The following is a 20246-nucleotide window of genomic DNA, read 5'->3' as shown; positions in this document are numbered from 1 at the left end:
CTGTTAGCATCTGCCCATGAACCCGTCGTCCAACCTGTTCCTCATCGGTCCCACCGGTGCCGGCAAGACCTCGATCGGGCGACGGCTTGCCGCGCATTATGGCCTGAGCTTCGTCGATCTCGATCAGGAGATCGAGCGTCATTGCGGCGTGGACGTGAACAGGGTGTTCGAGATCGAGGGCGAGGCGGGTTTCCGCCAGCGCGAGAGTGCGTTGCTGGACGAATGCAGCCGTCGCGCCGGCGTGCTGCTGGCCACCGGCGCCGGCGTGGTGCTCACCGCCCCCAACCGGCAGCTTCTGCGCGAGCGCGGCTACGTGGTGTGGCTGCAGACCACGATCGAACAGCAACTGGAACGGCTGGAGCGCGACCACCGCCGCCCGCTGCTGGCGGTACCCGACCGCCGCGAGCGGCTGCAGGCGATGGCGCAGGTGCGCGAGCCGCTCTACCGCGAACTGGCCGATCTCGCGGTACCCGGCGAGCACGGCAGCGTCGCCACCGCCGGCGAACGCTGCATCGCGCTGATCGACCACCATTGGCAGCGCCGCGGCGCGGCCCCCAGGCAGACGGCATGAACGACTCCACACCACAGACCATCACCGTCGCCCTCGGCCAGCGCAGCTATCCGGTGTGGATCGGCGCCGGCCTGCTCGGCGACCACGCGCGCTGGCGCGCGATGCTGCGCGGCCGGCACGCGCTGGTGGTCAGCAACACCACGGTGGCGCCGCTGTACCTGCCGCGCATCGAGGCGGGGCTGGACGGGCTGCGTTGGTCGTCGTTCCTGCTCGACGACGGCGAGATGCACAAGACGTTCGCCAACGTGGGCCGCGCGCTGGAAGCACTGGGCGCACTCGGCGCCACCCGCGACGCCTGCGTGATCGCGCTGGGCGGCGGCGTGGTCGGCGACCTGGCCGGCTTCAGCGCGGCGTGCTGGATGCGCGGCATCGACTTCATCCAGATGCCGACCACCTTGCTGGCGATGGTCGACTCCTCGGTCGGCGGCAAGACCGGCGTGAACCTGCCGGTCGGCAAGAACCTCGCCGGCGCGTTCCACCAGCCGCGCGCGGTGATCGCCGACATCGACACCCTGGCGACCCTGCCCGAGCGCGAATACCGCGCCGGCCTGGCCGAGGTGGTGAAGGGTGCGGCGATCGGCGACGAGCCGTTCTTCGCCTGGCTGGAACGGCACGCCGCCGCACTCGCCGCGCGGGATCCCGCCACAGTGATGGAAGCGATCGCGCGCAAGGTCACCTACAAGGCCGGCGTGGTTGCGCGCGACGAAACCGAGCAAGGCGAACGCGCGCTGCTCAACTTCGGCCACACCTTCGGCCACGCCCTGGAAACCGCCGGCCACTACACCGCCCTGCTGCACGGCGAGGGCGTGGCGATCGGCATGCGGCTGGCCGCCCGGCTGTCCGAGCGCCTCGGCATGAGCGACGCGGCCGCTACCGCCCGCCTGCAGCGCCTGCTGGAAAGCCTCGGTCTGCCGGTGGCGATCCCACCCGGGGTGGATCCGCCGCAGTTGCTGGCACTGATGCGGCTGGACAAGAAGAACACCGCCGGCGCCTTGCGGCTGATCCTGTGGCGTGGCATCGGCCGGGCCGAGATCGTCGGCGGCGTGCACGAGGCCGACGTACTGGCCGTGCTGCAAGACGCGGGATGAATCGCCGCGTGTGACGCCATGGCCCGGGCGGGCCGCGGGTGTCTGCGCGCAAATCCTATAAACTGTGTCGTCCGGCCACGCGCCTGTTCGTGCTGCACCCTGGAACCCATGCGCCTCTACCTGCAAACCGTGCCCGGCAGTGCCGACGCACCCCGCTACGTCCAGATCACGCTGGAACAGGACCTGCTCGGCGGCTGGACGCTGTACCGCGAATCGGGCACCCAGGGCGGCCGCGCCACGATGAAGCGCGAACAGTTCCTGGAGCGCGACGAGGCCGTCGCCGCTTTCGAGAAAGCCCGCGACGCCCAGCTCAAGCGTGGCTTCCGCCTGATGTTTGCCCAGGGGCTGGAAGGCCCGTACGGACGCTGATTGACATGACCGACGTGTTGAAGAACGACCGCTTCCTGCGCGCACTGCGCCGCGAACCCACCGACACCACGCCGATCTGGGTGATGCGCCAGGCCGGCCGCTACCTGCCCGAATACCGCGCCACCCGCGAACGCGCCGGCAGCTTCCTGGGCCTGGCGCAGCATCCCGAATACGCCTGCGAAGTGACCCTGCAGCCACTCGAGCGCTTCGAGCTGGATGCGGCGATCCTGTTCTCCGACATCCTCACCATCCCCGACGCGATGGGCCTGGGCCTGTCGTTCGCCCACGGCGAGGGCCCGCAGTTCGCGCGCCCGCTGCGCACGGCGGCCGACATCGACAAACTCGCCGTGCCCGACATGGACGGCGAGCTGCGCTACGTGATGGACGCGGTGCGGCTGATCCGCCGCGAGCTGCATGGCCGCGCGCCGCTGATCGGCTTCTCCGGCAGCCCGTGGACGCTGGCCTGCTACATGGTCGAAGGCCACGGTTCGCGCGACTTCGCCACGCTGAAGGCGATGTGCTGGAACGAGCCGAAGCTCGCCCACCAGTTGCTCGACACGCTGGCCCGCGCGGTCGCCGCCTACCTGATCGCGCAGGCCGAAGCCGGTGCGCAGGCGCTGATGATCTTCGACACCTGGGGCGGCCTGCTCGGCCCGGCACCGTTCCGCGAATTCTCGCTGCGCAGCATGGCGCAGATCGTGGCCGCGCTGAAGGCCGACCCGACCGCACGCGAGCTGCCGGTGATCCTGTTCTCCAAGGGCGCCGGCATGCACCTGGCCGAGATGGCGGACTCGGGCTGCGCCGCGCTCGGCGTGGACTGGACCATCGACCTCGCCGACGCCCGCCGTGCGGTGGCCGGCAAGGTCGCCCTGCAAGGCAACCTCGACCCTGCCGTGATGCGCGCCAGTCCCGAAGTGATCCGCCGCGAGGCCCGTGCCGTGCTGGACAGCTACGGCAACCACCCCGGCCACGTGTTCAACCTCGGCCACGGCATCACGCCGGAAGTGGATCCCGAGCACCTGAAGGTGCTGGTCGATGAAGTGCATGCTTACGGGCGCGCGTTGCGCGGCGCCTGAGCGGAGGAGCGGCGCATGGCCTGGCTCGTCAGCAAGTACCTGATCACCGCCGCCGTGGTGGTGATCGTCTCGGAGGCAGCCAAGCGCAGCGATCGCCTCGGCGGCCTGATCGCCGCGCTGCCGCTGGTCACCGTGCTGGCCCTGATCTGGCTGCAGCTGGAACATCAATCGCCGGCGAAGATCGCCAACCACGCCTGGTACACGTTCTGGTACGTGGTGCCCACGTTGCCGATGTTCCTGGCCTTCCCGGCGCTGCTGCCGCGTCTCGGCTTCTGGCCTACCCTGCTCGCCTGCGTGCTGATCACCGTGGCCTGCTTTGGCCTGTTCGCCCTGCTGGTACGCCGCTTCGGCATCGAGTTGCTGCCCTGAGCGGCTGGGCGGGCTTTTGGCAGCCAGCCGCCCGCCCCGTACAATTGCCCTCTTTGCTTCTACCCTCACGCGCCGGCCACGGCGCGCCATTGCGAGTCCCCTGATGGACAAGAGTTTCGAACCCGCCCGGATCGAGTCGACGTGGTACGCACGCTGGGAAGCCAGTGGCGCGTTCAGGCCGTCGGGCCAGGGCGAGCCGTATTGCATCCTGCTGCCGCCGCCGAACGTCACCGGCACGCTGCACATGGGGCATGCGTTCCAGCAGACGGTGATGGACATGCTGGTGCGCTACCACCGCATGCGCGGCTTCAACACGCTGTGGCAGGTCGGCACCGATCACGCCGGCATCGCCACCCAGAAGATCGTGGAGAACCAGCTCGCGGCCGAGGACAAGACCCGGCACGACCTTGGCCGCGACGCGTTCGTCGAGCGGGTGTGGCAGTGGAAGGAAGCGTCCGGCTCCACCATCACCAACCAGATGCGCCGCATCGGCGCCGCCGCGGACTGGTCGCGCGAGCGTTTCACCATGGACGAGGGGCTGTCGGCCGCGGTGCGCAAGGTGTTCATCGACTGGTACCGCGCGGGACTGATCTATCGCGGCAACCGGCTGGTGAACTGGGATCCGGTACTGGGCACCGCCGTTTCCGACCTCGAGGTGAACAACGTCGAGCGCGACGGCCACCTGTGGTCGATCCGCTATACCGTCACCGGCAGCGATGACAGCCTGGTGGTTGCCACGACCCGGCCGGAAACCATGCTGGGCGACGTCGCCGTGGCCGTGCACCCGGAGGACGAGCGCTACGCGCACCTGGTCGGCAAGACGCTGAAGCTGCCGCTGACCGATCGCGAGATTCCGGTGATCGCCGACGATTACGTCGACAAGGACTTCGGTACCGGCTGCGTGAAGATCACCCCGGCGCACGACTTCAACGACTACGCGATCGGCCAGCGCCACCAGCTGCCGCCGATCACCATCTTCACGCTGGATGCGAAGGTCAACGACAACGCGCCGCCGAAATACCGCGGCCTCGACCGCTACGACGCGCGCAAGGCCGTGCTGGCCGACCTCGAAGCCTCCGGCCTGTTGGTGGAAACCAAGCCGCACAAGCTGCAGGTGCCGGTGAGCCAGCGCTCGGACGCGGTGATCGAGCCGATGCTGACCGACCAGTGGTTCGTCGATCTGACTTCGGACGTGCAGAAGGATGGACGTCCCGGCGGCCGCAAGGCGATCACCCAGCCTGCGCTGGACGCCGTGCGCAACGGCGACATCAAGTTCGTGCCGGAGAACTGGGCGACCACCTACACGCAATGGCTGGACAACATCCAGGACTGGTGCATCAGCCGCCAGCTGTGGTGGGGCCACCGCATCCCGGCGTGGTACGACGAGACGGGCAACATCTTCGTCGGCGAGGACGAGGCGGATGCGCGCGCCAGCGCCGGCACCGCGCCGGTCGGTGCGCTGCGCCAGGACGACGACGTGCTGGACACCTGGTTCAGCTCCGCGCTGTGGCCGTTCTCCACGCTGGGCTGGCCGGCGAACGGCCCGGTCAAGAACGAGCGCGGCGAGATCGTCGCGAACTGGGAGCAGGACAAGATCTTCCTGCCCAGTGCCGTGCTGGTCACCGGCTTCGACATCATCTTCTTCTGGGTCGCGCGGATGGTGATGGCGACCAAGTACTTCACCGGCCGCATCCCGTTCCGCGAGGTCTACATCAACGCCATCGTGCGCGACGCGGAAGGCCAGAAGATGTCCAAGTCCAAGGGCAACACGCTGGACCCGCTGGACCTGATCGACGGCATCGCGCTGGAACCGCTGGTGGAGAAATCCACCCGGTCGCTGCTGATCCCGCAGGTGCGCGCCAAGGTCGAGAAGCGCATCCGCAAGGATTACCCCGACGGCATCCCCGCGATCGGCACCGACGCGCTGCGCTTCACCTTCGCCGCGCTGGCCAGCTACAGCCGCACGATCAACTTCGACATCAAGCGCGCCGAGGGCTACAAGGCGTTCTGCAACAAGTTGTGGAACGCGGCGCGGTTCGTGCTGATGAACCTGCCGGAAGGCGCGATCGCCGCGCCGGCCGGTGCGCCGGTGACCGAAGCCGAGCGGTGGATCCTCACCCGCCTCAAGCAGACGCTGGGCGAGGTCGAGCAGCACTTCGTCAGCTACCGCTTCGACCTGCTGGCGCAGGCACTGTACGAATTCGTCTGGAACGAGTACTGCGACTGGTTCCTGGAGCTGTCGAAGCCGGCCTTGAACGGTGGCGACGCCGCCGCGGCCGCTTCGACCCGGCACACCTTGCTGGTGGTGCTGGAAAGCGTGCTGCGCGCGCTGCATCCAGTGATCCCGTTCATCACCGAGGAAGTGTGGGCGTCGGTGGCGCCGATGCTCGGCCTCGGCGAAGGCAGCCTGATGCAGCGACCGTGGCCGCGTGCCGAAGACATCGTTGCCGACGACGCGGCCACAGCCGAAATCGAGTGGTTCAAGAACGTGCTTTCGGGCGTCCGCAAGATCCGTTCCGAAATGAACATCTCGCCCGGCAAGACGATCCCGCTGCAGCTTGCCGGCGGCGACGCCGGCGACCGTGCCCGCGTGGCGAAGTTCGCTGCCCAGATCGCCTTCCTTGCCCGCACCGAAGCGCCGTGGTGGATCGAAGCCGGGGCTGCGGAACCCGCCGCGGCCGCCGCCGTGGTCGGCACGCTGCGCGTGCTGATCCCGCTCGCCGGGCTGATCGACCTCGGCGCCGAAAAGACGCGGCTGGCCAAGGAAATCGCCCGCATCGAAGTCGAGATCAGGAAGTGCGAAGGCAAGCTCGGCAATGCCAGCTTCGTCGCCAACGCACCGGCCGAGGTGGTCGCGCAGGAGCGCCAGCGCGTCGCTGACTGGAACAGCACACTGGGCGCGCTACGCGAGCAGGCGCAGAAGCTGGGTTGAGCAGGCGGCGGGCTCGTTGCTGCCGCTCGGTGACGCGCGGGCGGCTGCAACGGATTGCTTCCCGCCGCCCGCCCGGACCTCAGGTGTCGTGGCCGACCTGCCCGGGCGAGAAGTCGCGCGTCTTGCGCACCGCCAGCTGGTTGCTGATGCCCAGCAATTCGTAATAGCCGTCCAGCGTGGCCAGCAGCCCGTCCACACCGAGCTTGGGCGTTTCGGTCTTCACGCTTTCGATCTGCTTCTTCAGTCCCTCGGTCCGCCACTGGCGACCCGACCAGCGCAGCCACTTGCGCGCCAACCAGCCTGGACGCGGTGGCGGCCCCAGCTTCGGCGGCACCCATAGGTAGTCGTCGAAGATCATCACGCCACCAACCTTGAGCAGGGGCCACGCCATGACGCCGTCAGCCAGTGCACCAAAGGCGGAATGCCACCCGTCGATGTAGGCGATGTCGTAGGGACCTTCGACGCGCCGCAATGAGTCGAAGCTCGATCCCTGGAACTCCCGGATCCGTTCGCGCCAGGCCGCCGTGTTGGCACGAAAGCGGGCGTGGTAGTCGCCATAGACCGGATCGACCTGGAAGAAATCCAGGCAGTCGATCGAACTGTCCGTGGCGGTCAGAATGTTCTCGCACAGCCAGAGGGTCGAACGCCCCTCGAAGCTGCCGATCTCCAGGGCGCGCAGGCCGGATTTGCCGCGCAAGGAAGCGAGCCACTGCTCCCAATGCGGGATGTTGTGGTGGAACCAGTCGGTCGAAAACTGCTCTTGCATGGACGACACCCGGTGCGGAACGCGGGCTGCATGCTAACACCCGCCGCCATCCCGCCCGCATGGCAAGCCGGGTTGCAGCGCCCCGCCGGACGCCCACGCTAGGGGAGCTGCGGCTCCAGCACCATCACGATCGCATCTTCGCGCCCGTGGCGCGCGGGGTAGTAGCGCGGCCGGCGGCCGATCTCGCGGAAGCCCACCGACTCGTACAGCGCCTTCGCCAGCGGGTTCGACGGGCGCACCTCGAGGAATACCCGCCCGGCGCCGTTCCAGCGCGCGATGTCCAGCAGCCGGCCCAGCAGGTGGCGGCCCAGGCCACGGCCACGCCAGTCCGGTCCGATGCACAGGTTCAGCACGTGCGCCTCGCCGGCGCCCGTCGACAGGATGCCGTAGCCGGCGATCGCCTCGTCCACGCACAACACCCAGCACGGATGACCGGCCTTCAGGCAGTCGCTGAAGATGCCCGCCGACCACGGAAACTCGTAGGAGGCATTTTCCAGTGCACTGACCGTGTCCAGGTCCTCGGTCCGCATGCCGCGCACCTGGATCACCGGCTTGATCACCGCGACCATGACGCTCAGCCGCTCGCAGCGGCCAGTGCACGGCGCACGCTGCGCAGCGCGTTCCACAGCCGCCGTTTGGCGCCGGCACTGGCAAGCAGCAGCGCCGGCTCGTCGGCCAGCACGATCTGCGCCTGGTGCATCACCGCCGCCGGCAATGCACGGCCCAGCGCATGCGCCTGGGCTTCACCCAGCACCAGGTAGGCGCGGGCCTCGGGCACGCCGGCAGCCAGCTGGCCGCCGCTCACCGTGACCCGCGCGGCACGCGCCAGCGCGGCGCCGCATGCACTCAACGCGCGACCGAGCAAGTCGAGTTCGCGCGCGCTGCAGCCCTGCGGCAACACCACCACACAGCGCGTGCCCGCCACCGCGTCCAGGGCCGCGGAAGCGACGGATTCCGGCGCGGCCGCAGCGATCGCCGCCGGCGTCGTCCGACGCTGCCACGGCGTCACGCCCAGCGCGCGCAGCACGCGGGCGCGATGACCGGCCTCGGCGTGCTGGCATGCCGCCGCGTTCATGCCGCGCTGCGCCGCACCCGGCGCCGATGCGTGGCCAGGCTCCAGATGGTCCACACCGGGCCAGACAACAGGTAGAGCGTGAAGCCGACGAACAGCACGCGCGGCGTGTCCAGGATCAGCAAGGCCAGCAGCAGCACCGCGACCACCATCCACACGAACGGCACCCGCTGGCGATCGCCCATCGGCAGCGACTTGAAGCTGAAATAGCGGAAGCGGCTGACCATCAGCAGGCCGACCACGATCGCGATCACCGGCGTGATGAAGCAGAAATCGCTGCCGGCCAGGCCGAACTTGTCCACGCTCCACACGAACGACATGCACACCGCCGCCGCCGCCGGGCTGGCCAACCCCTGGAAGTAACGCTTGTCGGCCACGCCGACCTGGGTATTGAAGCGCGCCAGCCGCAACGCGGCGCAGGCGGCGTAGATGAAGGCGGCGGCCCAGCCCAGCTTGCCCCACAGCGGGCCGAAATCGCGCAGTGCCGACAGCGACCACGTATACATCACCAGCGCCGGCGCCAGGCCGAAGCTGACCAGGTCCGACAGCGAGTCGTACTGCACGCCGAACTCGGTCTGGGTGCCGGTCATGCGCGCCACGCGGCCGTCCATGCCGTCCAGCAGCGCGGCAATGAATACCGCAACCGCCGCCTCGGTATAACGGCCGCCGATGCTGGCGATGATCGCGTAGAAACCGGCGAACATGGCCCCCGTGGTGAACAGGTTCGGCAGCAGGTAAATACCCCGGTGACGAGGCGGGCGTACGGGCGGTGGCTCGCTCATGAATCAAGACCGTGACGGGATGCGCGCAGTGTAAACCATCGGCTGCTTGAGTCCGGCACGCCGGAGTGATAACAAGGTGAACCGTCATATCCCCGCGAAATGGAGAACACCATGCATCGTTCGCTGATTGCCGTGGCGCTGCTGCTGCTTGCCCCGCTGGCCGCCGCCCAGGTCTACAAGTGGACGGATGCCAGCGGCACCGTGCACTACGCCGAAGCGCCACCGGCACAGGGCACGAAGTATCAGAAGGTGACCACCACCGGCACGGTGGACCCACTGGCCGCGCCGGCCACTGCCAGAACGGCGCCCGGCAGCGAGACCCCGGCCGAACCGGCCAGGCCGGTGACCAACACGCCGGAAAACCGCGACAAGATGTGCGCGGCGCTGAAAACCAATCTCGCCGCGTTGCAGGGCGGCGGTCCGGTGGTGATGCAGCAAAACGGCAAGACCGTCGCGCTCGACGACGCCCAGCGCAAGCAGCAGATCACCTCGGCGCAGGCGAACTACGACCAGTTCTGCCAGCAGGCCCGGTAAGCCGCGGCGACACCGCCGAGCCTGCGCCAGGCGGTGCCGGCTCGGCCTGCGACAGCACCGGCAGGCCGCTACAATGGACGTCTTCATCACGCCGGAACCAGCCGCATGCGCCTCAGCCAATTCCACCTGGCCACCGTCAAGGAAGTCCCTGCCGACGCCGAAATCGCCAGTCACCGGCTGATGTTGCGCGCCGGCATGATCCGCAAGCTGGCCTCCGGCCTGTACACCTGGAGTCCGCTGGGCCTGCGCGTGCTGCGCAAGGTGGAAACCATCGTACGCGAGGAAATGGACCGCGCCGGCGCGATCGAAATGCTGATGCCGTCGGTGCAGCCGAGGGAATTGTGGGAAGAAACCGGCCGCTGGGAGAAATTCGGCGGCCAGTTGCTGAAAATCAAGGACCGCAAGGGCCAGGAATTCTGCTACGGCCCGACCCACGAGGAAGTGGTTACCGACTTTGCCCGCAACGAGCTGAAAAGCTACAAGCAACTGCCGGTCAACTTCTACCAGATCCAGACCAAGTTCCGCGATGAGATCCGCCCCCGTTTCGGCGTGATGCGCGCGCGCGAATTCCTGATGAAGGACGCTTATTCGTTCCACCTGACTCAGGATTCGCTGGCCGAAACCTACGCGGCGATGTACCAGGCTTATGTGCGCATTTTCACCCGTCTGGGATTGACCTTCCGCGCGGTGCAGGCCGATACCGGTGCGATCGGCGGCAATGCCAGCCACGAATTCCAGGTGCTGGCCGATTCCGGCGAGGATGCGATCGCGTTTTCCGACGGCTCCGATTACGCCGCGAATCTCGAGAAAGCCGAAGCGCTGGCACCGGCCGCGGCACGCCCTGCGCCGGCCGCCGCCCTGCAGCGGGTCGACACGCCCACCCAGAAGACCATCGACGACATTGCCGGCTTCCTCCAGCTCAGCCCGCGGCAATGCGTGAAGACCCTGCTGGTACGCGGTCGCGACGGTCTGGTCGCGCTGTGCCTGCGCGGCGACCACGAGATCAACGAGGTCAAGGCCGGCAAGCTGGCCGAGTTGCCGGGTGAGTCGGTGCTCGCCAGCGAGGATGAAATCCTTGCCACCACCGGCACGCGGCCCGGCTTCATCGGCCCGGTCGGCCTGCCGGCATCGATCCCGGTGATCGTCGATCGTGACGCGGCCGTGCTCGCCGACTTCGTCTGCGGCGGCAACGTCGACCGTACGCACTGCACCGGCGCGAACTGGGAGCGCGACGCGCGCATCACCCGCGTCGCCGACCTGCGCAACGTGGTCGAAGGCGACCTGTCGCCCGACGGCAGCGGCGTGCTGCACATCGCCCGTGGCATCGAGGTCGGCCACGTGTTCCAGCTGGGTACGAAGTACGCCGAGGCGCTCGGCGCCACCGTGGTGGACGAAACCGGCAAGCCGCAGGTGATGACCATGGGCTGCTACGGCATCGGCGTCAGTCGCATCGTCGCCGCCGCGATCGAGCAGCGTCACGACGAGGCCGGCATCCTCTGGCCGGAAGCCATGGCGCCGTGGCGCGTGGCGGTATGCGTGATCAACCCGAAAAACGCGCCCGCCGTCAGCGCGGCCGCCGAAGCGCTGTACCAGGCGCTGCGCCAGCGCGGCATCGAAGCCTTGCTGGACGACCGCGGCGTGCGCGCCGGCAGCATGTTCGCCGACATGGAGCTGATCGGCATCCCGCACCGCGTGGTGGTCAGCGAGCGCGGGCTCGCCGCGGGCACACTGGAATACCGCGCCCGCGGCAACAGCGAAAGCCGCTCCCTGACCGAGGACGAGTTGCTTGCCCTGCTCGGCTGAAACCGCCTCCCGGCATTAACTGCAACGGCCGCCCCAGTGCGGCCGTTGCTTTGCCAGGCCGATGCCTGAATCAGGCGAACCGGCTAATTCAAAACCCGCCACGCCATTAACTGGCGATAATGTGAATACGCATTTCACGTGACGCCGTTCGCTTTACAAATATTCCGCAAATAAGCGAGAATCGCCACTGCAGCCGATTCCACCTGCCGGGCACCGCTTCGATAATAGCCCGACCAGCACCCTGTTTTTTATTGCCGACACTTACCGGGAGTCCGTCATGGCCGTCGATATCAAGAACCTCAATCACAGCCAGCTCAACGACCTGATCAGCAAGGCCCAGTTGCGCCAGAATGAACTGCGCAAGGAAAAGGTCGTCAAGCTGCGCGAGAAAGTGCATGCACTGATCAAGGCCGAGGGTTACGCCTTCGAAGACATCTTCGGCAGCACGCGCGGCAAGGCCAAGCGCAGCACCGGAACGGTTCCGCCGAAATACCGCAACCCGGCCAACCCCGCGCAGACCTGGTCCGGCCGCGGCAAGCGCCCGCACTGGTTCAACGATGCGCTGAAGGCCGGCAAGAAGGAAAAGGACCTGGCGATCTGATTGCCCGCCGTCCGCACAAGAAAGCGCCGGCCTTGCGCCGGCGTTTTTTTGTGCGGGCTGCCGCGGCATGGCCGGCCGTTCTTGCAGGAGCGCAGCCTGTGCGCGATGCTTTTCGTTGACGTGGCAAAAGGCATCGCGCACGACCGAAGGAAGTCCCTCGTGGACAGGGTGCGCTCCTACAGCGACCGGCGCGGCGAAACCAGCAGGTCGCCGAACATCAGCCCCGCCACCAGCGAGACCAGCAGGGTCACCAGCAGCACACCGGTGTCCAGGCTCAGCGTGGCATCGCGCTCGAGCAGGAACGACACGCTGCGGAAGCCCACGCTGCCCGGCACCAGCAGCAGGATGCCCGGCTCGCGGATGACCGCGCCCGGGCGATGCGCGAAGCGCGCGTAGACATTGGCCAGCGCACCCAGCAGCAGGCCGCCCAGGAACACGCCCACCGGCGCGCCCGGCAGCGAGCCGGAGATCGCCCCGCCCCAGCGCGTGGCCAGGTAGCCCACCACCACTGCCACGATCACCACCGGCCAGTCGCGTCGGGCCGCGCGGAACAGGATGGCGAACGCGATCGCCGCGACCAGCAGGGCCGGGTAATCGGTCCAGGTCGGCAACGCCGGCAGCGCGAAATCGCGCGCCGTGATGCCCACCGCGGCGCACAACTGGGTCGCCGCGATGGTGCCGAAGGTGAGCTTGAGCAGGGTCGACATGGCGCCGCCCATGCGCGCCATGCCGGACACCAGGTGCCCGCTGGAAATCTCGCGCACGGCATTGGTCAGCGACATGCCCGGCACCAGGATGATCAGGCTGGCCAGCACCACCGACTTGATCGCCAGCGGCACCACGAACGCGCTCACCACGATCGCCACCGTGGTCGCCACCAGCGCGCAGATCGCGTCGCTGGCCACCGCCAGCCGCGGCCGGCTGGCCGCGAGCAGGGTGATGCAGCCGATGACCGCACCGATCACGCCGGCCACCACCAGGTCCACCCAGGAACTGTGCAGGAACAGCGCCGCGATGCTGGCCGCGGACAGGCCGTAGCTGGCGATCGAGCCGATCTTCTCGCGCCGCGTGTCGGGCCGGCCCAGTTCGCGCAGTCGGCGGAAACCCTCGCGCAGGCCCAGCTCGCCGGCGATCGCGCGGTCGGCGATGTCGTCGGCCTGACACAGCCGCTCCAGGTTCACCTCGCCCGGCGCCAGCCGCATCACCTGGGTGGTCTGCGCCACGCCTTCCTCGCCCTGGGCCAGGTCGGCGAACGAGATGATGATCGCGGTGGGGCTGGACCACACGTCGGCCGACAGCCCCAGCCGCTGCGCCGCGCCGGCGATGGCCATTTCCAGCCGCGGCGCCGAGGTGCCGTACTGGTGCAACCGCCGCGCCAGTTCCAGCACGAACGCGATGCGCGTGGCCGGCGCGGTGGTGGCGAACTGCTGCGGACTGATGGCGTCGCCCGCGCTCATGCCGCGGCGCGCACCTGCAGCGTGGTGCCTTCCACCGCGACTACCTCCACCGTGGTGCCCAGCGGCAGGTCCGGCCCGCTGACCAGCCACTGGCCGTCACCCACGCGGGCCTTGCCGCGGCCGTTGACGATCGGCTCGACCAGCTCGTAGCGCTGCCCGATCAACTGCTCGGCGCGGCGGTTCAGCCGTTCGCCACCGGGCGCGCGGCGTTCCAGCCGCGGCCGCAGCCAGCGCGCGTAACCGACGCACGCGGCAAACGCGAGCAGGCCGAACAGAATCGCCTGCGCCAGCAGGCCCAGCGTCGGATCGACCCACAGCACCACACCCATCGCGGCGGCCGCCAGGCCGATCCACAGCAGGAAATAGCCGGGCAGCAGCAACTCGCCGGCGATCAGCAGCAACGCCAGGATCCACCACAGGTAATGCGTCGAAAGCTCCCACATCGCCGTGTCCTCAGCGCAGCGGCGGCTGGATCGCCGCCGGCTTCTGCTGCTGGCCGAGCGATTCCCTGGCCAGCTCGGCGATGCCGGCCAGCGAGCCGAGGATGCCGGTGGCCTCGATCGGCAGCAGCAGCATCTTCTGGTTCGGCGAGGCGGCCATCGCCTTCAGCGCCTCGACGTAGTTGTTGGCAACGAAGTAGTTCAAGGCGTTGACGTTGCCGTTGGCGATCGCGTCGGACACCATCGTGGTCGCCTTCGCCTCGGCCTCGGCCGAACGCTCGCGCGCCTCGGCCGTGCGGAACGCGGCCTCCTTCTCGCCTTCGGCGGCCAGGATCACCGACTGCTTCTCGCCCTCGGCCTTGAGGATCGCCGCCTGGCGGAAGCCTTCGGCGTCGAGGATGTTCGCGCGCTTCTCGCGCTCGGCCTTCATCTGCCGCGCCATCGCGTCGATCAGGTCGCGCGGCGGCGCGATGTCCTTGATCTCGATGCGGTTGACCTTGACGCCCCATGGATGGGTCGCCTCGTCGACCACCTTGAGCAGCTTGGCGTTGATCGCGTCGCGCTGGCTCAGGCTTTCGTCCAGATCCATCGAGCCGAGCACCGTGCGGATGTTGGTCATCACCAGCGCCAGCGAGGCCTGCTCCAGGTTGGACACCTCATACGCCGCCTTGGACGCGTCCAGCACCTGGTAGAACACCACGCCGTCCACGCGCACCACCGCGTTGTCCTTGGTGATCACATCCTGGCTGGGCACGTCCAGCACCTGTTCCATCATGTTGATCTTGCGCCCGACCGCTTGGTAGATCGGGATCAGGAAATGCAGCCCCGGACTCAGCGTGCGGGTGTACTTGCCGAACGTTTCCACCGTCCATTCGTAGCCTTGCGGCACGATGCGCACCAGCTTGGCCACGCCGATGACGACGACGGCCACGATGACCAACGCAAGAAGCTGTCCCATTGCCCACCCCATGTCCATGCAGAAGGCTTGAGTATAGGCGAGCCCGTGCCGCTTCGAGCGCTACCGGGCCGCCGGCTGCGGCAGGCGCAGGCTCACCCTGAGGCCGCCGCCTTCGCGGTTGGCCAGCAGCACGCGGCCGCCGTGCGCCTCGGTGATCTCGCGCGCCAGCGCCAGGCCCAAGCCGGTGCCGGAGCGCTTGGTCGAATAGAACGGCAGCAGCGCCTGCGCCAGCACCGTCTCGCTCATGCCGGGGCCGCGATCGGCCACCTCGATGCGCAGCTCGTTGCCGACGTCCATGATCGACAGCGTGACCTCATCGGCCGGCCCACCCGATTCGTGCGCGTTCTTGATCAGGTTGATCAGCACCTGCTCGATCTGCACCGCATCGAAATGCCCCGGCCGCTCCGGCGCCGGCGACGCCAGGCGGTACTGGCAATGCAACGCCAGCCCGTCCAGGAACGGCTTCCACGCGATGTCCGCCGGTTGCGGCGTGGGCAGCTTGGCAAAGCTGGCGTAGCCGGCGATGAAGCGGTGCAGATGCAGCGCGCGTTCGCCGATGGTGGCGAACACGCCGGGCAGCCGATCCAGCTGGCCGCGGCGGGCCAGTTCCGCGCCGGAGTGCGCCAACGAGGTGATCGGCGCCAGCGAGTTGTTGAGCTCGTGGCTGATCACCCGGATCACCCGTTTCCAGGTCGCCACCTCCTGCCGCGACAGCTCGCGCGTCATGCGCCGGAACAGATGCAGCCGGTGCGGCCGGCCCTGCAGCCGGAACGCGCGCTGCGACAGGTGGAAGGTTTCCTCACTGCCGTCCATCTCCACGCTGAGCAAGGCATCCTCGCCGCTTTCCACCGCCTTGCGCAGCGCCTCGGGCGCCTCGGCCAGCAGCTCGGCGAAGTCCAGCCCGACCAGGCTGCGGCCTTCGTTGAACAGGTGCCGCGAGGCGATGTTGGCGTAGGCCACCTTGCCGATCGCGTCGGTCAGCACCAGCGCCACCGGGGTGTTCTGCACCACCGTGTCCAGCAGCAGCTCGCGCTGCACCAGGTGCTGGCGCTGCTCGCGCAGGGTCTGCCCCAGCGCATTGTGCATGCGGATCAGCTCGCCCAGCTCGTCGCGTCGGTTGATCGCGATCGAGAAGCTGAAATCGCCGTCGCGGTAGCTGGCCACCGCGCCTTCCAGCGCGCGCAGCAGCCGGCTCACCGGCGCCATCACCTGGCCGGCCAGCCAGAACGCCAGCGGCAGCAGCACTACCACGCTGGCCAGCAGGCCGCCGTAGATGCCCACTTGCATCGGCGCGCGGATCGACAGCGCCAGGTCCTTGCGCAACCACAGCAGCAACTGCGGCAGCGGCCACTGGGTGACGCCGGCGTAGACCAGCGCGCCGGCCAGGCCGGCCACCGCCAGCAGCAGGGTCAGGCACCCCTGCAGCGAATTCAGGCGACGCCACATCGGCTGTTCTCCTCGACGGGAAAAAGCCGACTCAATGGCACCTGGCGTCCAGCGGGGTCATCGCGCAGTCGAGCGGCGGCCGCCCGCCGACCCACGCGCGCTCGGTGCCGAGCACCGCGGCCCGGTCCATCGGACGCGGCGGCGGCTTGTTCAGCACGTCGCCCTCGCGGCCATCGCTGAACCGGAACGGGCTGCTGCCCGCGTCCGCCAGCACCATCGGCGAGCCGAGCCGATACTCGACCGCGCCGACGGCGGCGGGGCGCAGCGACCAGTCCGCGCTGGAGTCCGACGGCGCCTGCGCCAGGGCCGTCCCGGCGCTCAGCCAGGCGGTGACAAGCATGATCCGGCGATATCGCATGGCCCTTCCCCTGCTGGATGCATGCGGTCATCTTTCTACGCCTTCGGGGTCAGGGACAAGCATCGCCGTCACAGTTCGCTCACGCCGTGGTCGCCAAGCCGTAGCGCTCCATCCGCCGGTACAGCGCCTGGCGCGACAGGCCCAGGTTCTGCGCGGCGCGGCTGACCACGCCGTCGGCCTTGTGCAAGGCGCTCTCCACCGCCTCGCGGCTGGGCTCGTCCAGGTTGCGCGTCGCCGTGGCGGTCGCCGCGTGCTGCGGCAGGTTCAGCAGCTCGGGGGTGATCGGTTGGTCGCCGGCCAGCAGCGCGGCGCGCTCGATCGCGTTCTTCAGCTCGCGCACGTTGCCCGGCCACTGGTAACCCAGCATGGCCTCGCGCGCGGCATCGCCGAGTTCGGCGCGGTCGTCCAGGAAGAACTCGGCCAGCGGCAGGATGTCGTCGTTGCGTTCGCTCAGCGGCGGCAGGTTCACCTCGATCACGTTGAGCCGGTAGTACAGGTCCTCGCGGAAGGTGCCGGCCTGGATCATCGCCTTGAGGTCGGCATTGGTCGCGCTCAATACGCGCACCTTCGCCTGGCGCGTCTTGCCCGAGCCCAGGCGCTCGAATTGGCCGGTCTCCAGCACCCGCAGCAGCTTCATCTGGCCGGGCAGCGGCAGGTTGCCGATCTCGTCCAGGAACAGCGTGCCGCCGTCGGCCAGCTCGAAGCGGCCCTCGCGCGCCTTGTTCGCGCCGGTGTACGCGCCGGCCTCGGCGCCGAACAGCTCGGCCTCGATCAACTCGCCCGGCAGCGCGCCGCAGTTCACCGCCACGAACGGGCCGCGCTTCACCGCCGAGTTCGCGTGCACGATCGCCGCGATGCGCTCCTTGCCGGTGCCGTTCGGCCCGGTGATCAGCACCGGCACGTCGGAGCGGGCGATCTGGCAGGCCAGGTCCAGCGTGCGCGCCATCGCCTCGGAGGCGAACACCAGGCCGTCCAGTTCGTACTTGCGCTGCAGCTGCTCGCGCCGCTGGCGCCGCTCGCGCCGGCTGCGGCTCACCTCGCGGGTCGATTCGGACAGCTCCAGCAGGTTCTCCACCGTGGCCAGCAGCTTGTTGTCGTCCCACGGCTTGGCCAGGTAGTCGGCGGCGCCGGCCTTGACCAGCTCCACCGCGGTTTCCAGGTGCGTCCATGCGGTCAGCAGGATCACCGGCAGGTCCGGATGGCGCTCGCGGATCGCCCGGAACAGCGCCACGCCCTCCTCGCCCGAGGTGGTGTCGGCGGTGAAGTTCATGTCCTGAATCACCACGTCCACCGCCTCGCGCTGCAGCAGCGCCAGGCCCTCGTCGGGCGTCAGCGCGACGAGCGGGCGGATCTCGTTGAGCGAAAGCGCCAGCGACAGCGCCTCGCCCACGGCCGGGTTGTCATCGATGATCAGGACAGTTCGCATCTTTCTTCTGCACATGCGGTCATGGATGCCGCTCCGGGTCCAAAGGTTGCCATGACTTGCGGACTATTCAAACACGGAGGCGCCAGGCCCCCGCATGACCGCCGATTCCCGTGGAAGCGGCTTCGGCCGCGACGCCCCCTCTGCCGCATCGGCAGGGCCAGGAATATCGCGACCGGAATCGTCCTTGCAAAAGGCGGAGGCCACCGCGCCGGGTGGGTTGTCCGCGCGTGATTGCCGATTCGACCGGCCGGCGATTTACCGGACCACCGGGTGCGCGGGCGCCTTGCCCGCCTTCACCGCAGCGATCCATGCGTCGGTGCGTGCTTCCAACACATCCAGCGGTAGCGCGCCACCGCCGAGGATTTCGTCATGGAACGCGCGAATGTCAAACCGACTGCCCAGCTCCCGCTTCGCGCGCGTGCGCAGCTCAAGAATCTTCAGCTCGCCCATCTTGTAGGCCAGTGCCTGGCCCGGCCAGGTGACATAGCGATCGGTCTCGGCCTGCACGTCCGGTTCGTCCTCGCTGGAATGCGCGTGGAAGAAATCCACCATCTGCTGGCGCGTCCAGTGCTTGTAATGCACCCCGGTGTCGAGCACCAGGCGGTCGGCGCGCAACAATTCGTCCGACAGGCGGCCATAGTCGGACAGCGGGTCCTTGTAGAAGCCGATGTCCTTGCCCAACTGCTCCGAATACAGCGCCCAGCCCTCGATATAGGCGGTGTAGCCGGCCTGCTGGCGGAACGGCGGCAGCGCCGGCAGGGTCTGCGCAATCGAGATCTGCAGGTGATGCCCCGGCACGCCTTCGTGATAGGCGGTCGACTCGATCGACAGCACGCTGCGATTCGCGAAATCGCCGGTGTTGACGAAGATCTGCCCCGGCCGCGAGCCGTCCGGCGTGCCCTGGTGGTATTCGGCCGTCGGCGCTTCCTTCTCGCGGAACGCCTCCACCGGCACCACCACCACTTCCGTCTTCGGCAGCAGGCCGAACAGCTTGGGCAGCTCTGGCTGCATCTGCGCCAGATAGCCGCGGTAGCGCTCGAGGATGTCCTCACGCGAGGTCGCGTGCGTCTTCGGGTTGGTCTTCAGCGAGGCGCGGAAGCTGGCCAGGTCGGCGAAGCCCTGCGACTTGGCGATCTTCGTCATCTCGCCCTCGATACGCTTGACCTCGGCCAGGCCGAGCTCGTGGATCTGCTGCGGCGACTCCTTGGTGGTGGTCATCTGCTCCACGTCGTAGCGATAGATCGCATCGCCGTTCGGCAGGTCCCAGATGCCCGGCTGGCTGCGCCCGTGCGGGGCGTAATCCCTGGCCACGAATTCGCCCAGCTTGCGATAGGCCGGGCGCACGTCCTGGTCGATCGCCGCAAGGATCGCGTCACGCAGGCGCTTCTGGTCGGCCGCCGGCACCGACGCCGGGAAATGCTTTAGCGGTTCGGCGAACACGCTGTCCATGCCGGCCGGCTTCTCGATGCTGGCGATCTGCGTGACGACTTTCTCGAGCAGATATTTCGGCGGCATCATCTTGTCGGCCATGCCCTGCCGCGCCACACCGATCACCTGGTCGAAGCCTTTCGGCACCGCCTTCAGACGCGCCAGATAATCCTCGTATTCCTTCGTGTTGTTGAACGGGATCGAGCTGACGAAACCGGCCAGCTCCAAGTGGATACCGCTCATCTGCTCCAGCGGCATCTCGTGCAGCTTCAGGTCGTAGGCTTTCAGCCTGTCCTTCAGTTGGCGCACCATCAACTGCTGGTTGAGCCGGTCGGTATCGGAGAACCCGCTCGTGTCGATCGCTTCGAAGCGCTTCAGGAAATTCGCGGTCACCTTGTTCTCGGCCGCCGCATGCGCCAGCGAGAGGTCGCTCCAGCGGTCGTTGTAACGCAGGTCGCCGAGGATCGTGGCGAACTCCGGGCTGTTCTGCAGCGTGTGCTGCCACTGCTCAGCCAGCAGCGCGTTGAGCGCCTTCACCCGGGTCGCCACGCTCGCCTGCGCAACCTGCGCCGCCGGCGCGGCCTGCACGGACGGAACGAGGGTCACCGAACCCAACAGACTCGCACAGATCAGCAACGGCAAGATTTTCATCGGACGCATCCTCCCAAGGTCGTGAGCCGCCATTGTGATCCGTACAAGGCTTGTTCTCCCGTGCCGGATAGCACAGCTCGGAAGCGGATTTGCCGTTGCCGCAGCGGACCGGCCGGCGG

General features: G+C 68.2%; 20 protein-coding genes. 9 read left to right on the top strand and 11 right to left on the bottom strand.

What is annotated here, in order from left to right; translation table 11 throughout:
* Positions 1–16: 16 nt before the first annotated feature.
* The 6 genes from R2APBS1_RS04085 to R2APBS1_RS04060 all read left to right on the top strand — a co-directional run bounded on the left by R2APBS1_RS04085 (position 17) and on the right by R2APBS1_RS04060 (position 6405).
* Positions 17–571: a shikimate kinase gene (locus tag R2APBS1_RS04085; RefSeq protein ID WP_015446986.1), complete on the top strand. Its 555-nt coding sequence runs from the start codon at positions 17–19 to the stop codon at positions 569–571.
* Positions 568–1659: a 3-dehydroquinate synthase gene (gene aroB / locus R2APBS1_RS04080; protein WP_015446985.1), complete on the top strand. Its 1092-nt coding sequence runs from the start codon at positions 568–570 to the stop codon at positions 1657–1659. Before R2APBS1_RS04085 ends, aroB begins: the two co-directional genes overlap by 4 nt.
* Before the next feature lie 108 nt (positions 1660–1767).
* Positions 1768–2028, top strand: coding sequence for a WGR domain-containing protein (locus R2APBS1_RS04075; RefSeq protein WP_007507081.1), 261 nt, complete (start codon positions 1768–1770; stop codon positions 2026–2028).
* 5 nt (positions 2029–2033) lie between these two features.
* Positions 2034–3104, top strand: a complete 1071-nt coding sequence (hemE, locus tag R2APBS1_RS04070; protein WP_015446984.1) for a uroporphyrinogen decarboxylase — start codon at positions 2034–2036, stop codon at positions 3102–3104.
* A 15-nt stretch (positions 3105–3119) separates the two neighbouring features.
* Complete coding sequence (locus R2APBS1_RS04065) at positions 3120–3473, top strand: DUF3147 family protein (RefSeq protein WP_007507085.1); 354 nt, start codon at positions 3120–3122, stop codon at positions 3471–3473.
* Between the two features lie 103 nt (positions 3474–3576).
* The gene (locus R2APBS1_RS04060) at positions 3577–6405 is read left to right on the top strand and encodes a valine--tRNA ligase (protein ID WP_007507087.1); all 2829 of its coding nucleotides are present in this window, start codon (positions 3577–3579) and stop codon (positions 6403–6405) included.
* 79 nt (positions 6406–6484) lie between these two features.
* Here the strand turns inward: R2APBS1_RS04060 and R2APBS1_RS04055 are convergent, their stop codons facing one another.
* The 4 genes from R2APBS1_RS04055 to R2APBS1_RS04040 all read right to left on the bottom strand — a co-directional run bounded on the left by R2APBS1_RS04055 (position 6485) and on the right by R2APBS1_RS04040 (position 9025).
* Positions 6485–7171, bottom strand: a complete 687-nt coding sequence (locus R2APBS1_RS04055) for a class I SAM-dependent methyltransferase (RefSeq protein ID WP_027490783.1) — start codon at positions 7169–7171, stop codon at positions 6485–6487.
* Positions 7172–7269: 98 nt separating this feature from the next.
* On the bottom strand, positions 7270–7740 hold the full coding sequence (gene rimI / locus R2APBS1_RS04050) for a ribosomal protein S18-alanine N-acetyltransferase (protein ID WP_007507090.1): 471 nt from the start codon (positions 7738–7740) through the stop codon (positions 7270–7272).
* A 5-nt stretch (positions 7741–7745) separates the two neighbouring features.
* A complete protein-coding gene (locus R2APBS1_RS04045) occupies positions 7746–8246 on the bottom strand; it encodes a hypothetical protein (protein ID WP_015446983.1) in 501 nt (166 codons plus the stop codon).
* Positions 8243–9025 carry a CDP-alcohol phosphatidyltransferase family protein gene (locus R2APBS1_RS04040; protein WP_015446982.1) on the bottom strand — a complete coding sequence of 261 codons (783 nt, stop codon included), beginning with the start codon at positions 9023–9025 and terminating at the stop codon, positions 8243–8245. Before R2APBS1_RS04040 ends, R2APBS1_RS04045 begins: the two co-directional genes overlap by 4 nt.
* Before the next feature lie 111 nt (positions 9026–9136).
* Between R2APBS1_RS04040 and R2APBS1_RS04035 the strand changes: the two genes are divergently transcribed.
* From R2APBS1_RS04035 to R2APBS1_RS04025, 3 genes are all read left to right on the top strand, one after another.
* On the top strand, positions 9137–9559 hold the full coding sequence (locus R2APBS1_RS04035; protein ID WP_015446981.1) for a DUF4124 domain-containing protein: 423 nt from the start codon (positions 9137–9139) through the stop codon (positions 9557–9559).
* Between the two features lie 105 nt (positions 9560–9664).
* A complete protein-coding gene (locus R2APBS1_RS04030; protein WP_007507097.1) occupies positions 9665–11362 on the top strand; it encodes a proline--tRNA ligase in 1698 nt (565 codons plus the stop codon).
* A gap of 277 nt (positions 11363–11639) precedes the next feature.
* Entirely contained in the window at positions 11640–11963 is a 324-nt protein-coding gene (locus R2APBS1_RS04025) for an H-NS histone family protein (RefSeq protein ID WP_007507099.1), read from the top strand.
* 176 nt (positions 11964–12139) lie between these two features.
* Here R2APBS1_RS04025 and R2APBS1_RS04020 read toward each other — a convergent pair whose 3' ends face one another.
* The 7 genes from R2APBS1_RS04020 to R2APBS1_RS03990 all read right to left on the bottom strand — a co-directional run bounded on the left by R2APBS1_RS04020 (position 12140) and on the right by R2APBS1_RS03990 (position 20127).
* Complete coding sequence (locus tag R2APBS1_RS04020) at positions 12140–13420, bottom strand: threonine/serine exporter family protein (RefSeq protein ID WP_007507102.1); 1281 nt, start codon at positions 13418–13420, stop codon at positions 12140–12142.
* Positions 13417–13863, bottom strand: a complete 447-nt coding sequence (locus tag R2APBS1_RS04015; RefSeq protein ID WP_007507104.1) for an NfeD family protein — start codon at positions 13861–13863, stop codon at positions 13417–13419. Before R2APBS1_RS04015 ends, R2APBS1_RS04020 begins: the two co-directional genes overlap by 4 nt.
* Positions 13864–13873: 10 nt before the next feature.
* Positions 13874–14818, bottom strand: a complete 945-nt coding sequence (locus R2APBS1_RS04010) for an SPFH domain-containing protein (protein ID WP_027485716.1) — start codon at positions 14816–14818, stop codon at positions 13874–13876.
* A gap of 60 nt (positions 14819–14878) precedes the next feature.
* Positions 14879–16264, bottom strand: coding sequence for a sensor histidine kinase (locus tag R2APBS1_RS04005; RefSeq protein WP_015446979.1), 1386 nt, complete (start codon positions 16262–16264; stop codon positions 14879–14881).
* Positions 16265–16295: 31 nt separating this feature from the next.
* Positions 16296–16622 (bottom strand): hypothetical protein, encoded by a 327-nt coding sequence (locus tag R2APBS1_RS04000; RefSeq protein WP_015446978.1) that lies wholly within the window; start codon positions 16620–16622, stop codon positions 16296–16298.
* 79 nt (positions 16623–16701) lie between these two features.
* A complete protein-coding gene (locus R2APBS1_RS03995) occupies positions 16702–18048 on the bottom strand; it encodes a sigma-54-dependent transcriptional regulator (RefSeq protein WP_015446977.1) in 1347 nt (448 codons plus the stop codon).
* A 255-nt stretch (positions 18049–18303) separates the two neighbouring features.
* Positions 18304–20127, bottom strand: coding sequence for a DUF885 domain-containing protein (locus tag R2APBS1_RS03990; RefSeq protein ID WP_015446976.1), 1824 nt, complete (start codon positions 20125–20127; stop codon positions 18304–18306).
* Between the last annotated feature and the right edge of the window lie 119 nt (positions 20128–20246).

This window comes from Rhodanobacter denitrificans (assembly GCF_000230695.2).
GTDB lineage: Bacteria > Pseudomonadota > Gammaproteobacteria > Xanthomonadales > Rhodanobacteraceae > Rhodanobacter > Rhodanobacter denitrificans.
The sequence above is the reverse complement of the archived record's forward strand: the minus strand, read 5'-3'. Positions and strand labels throughout refer to the sequence as shown.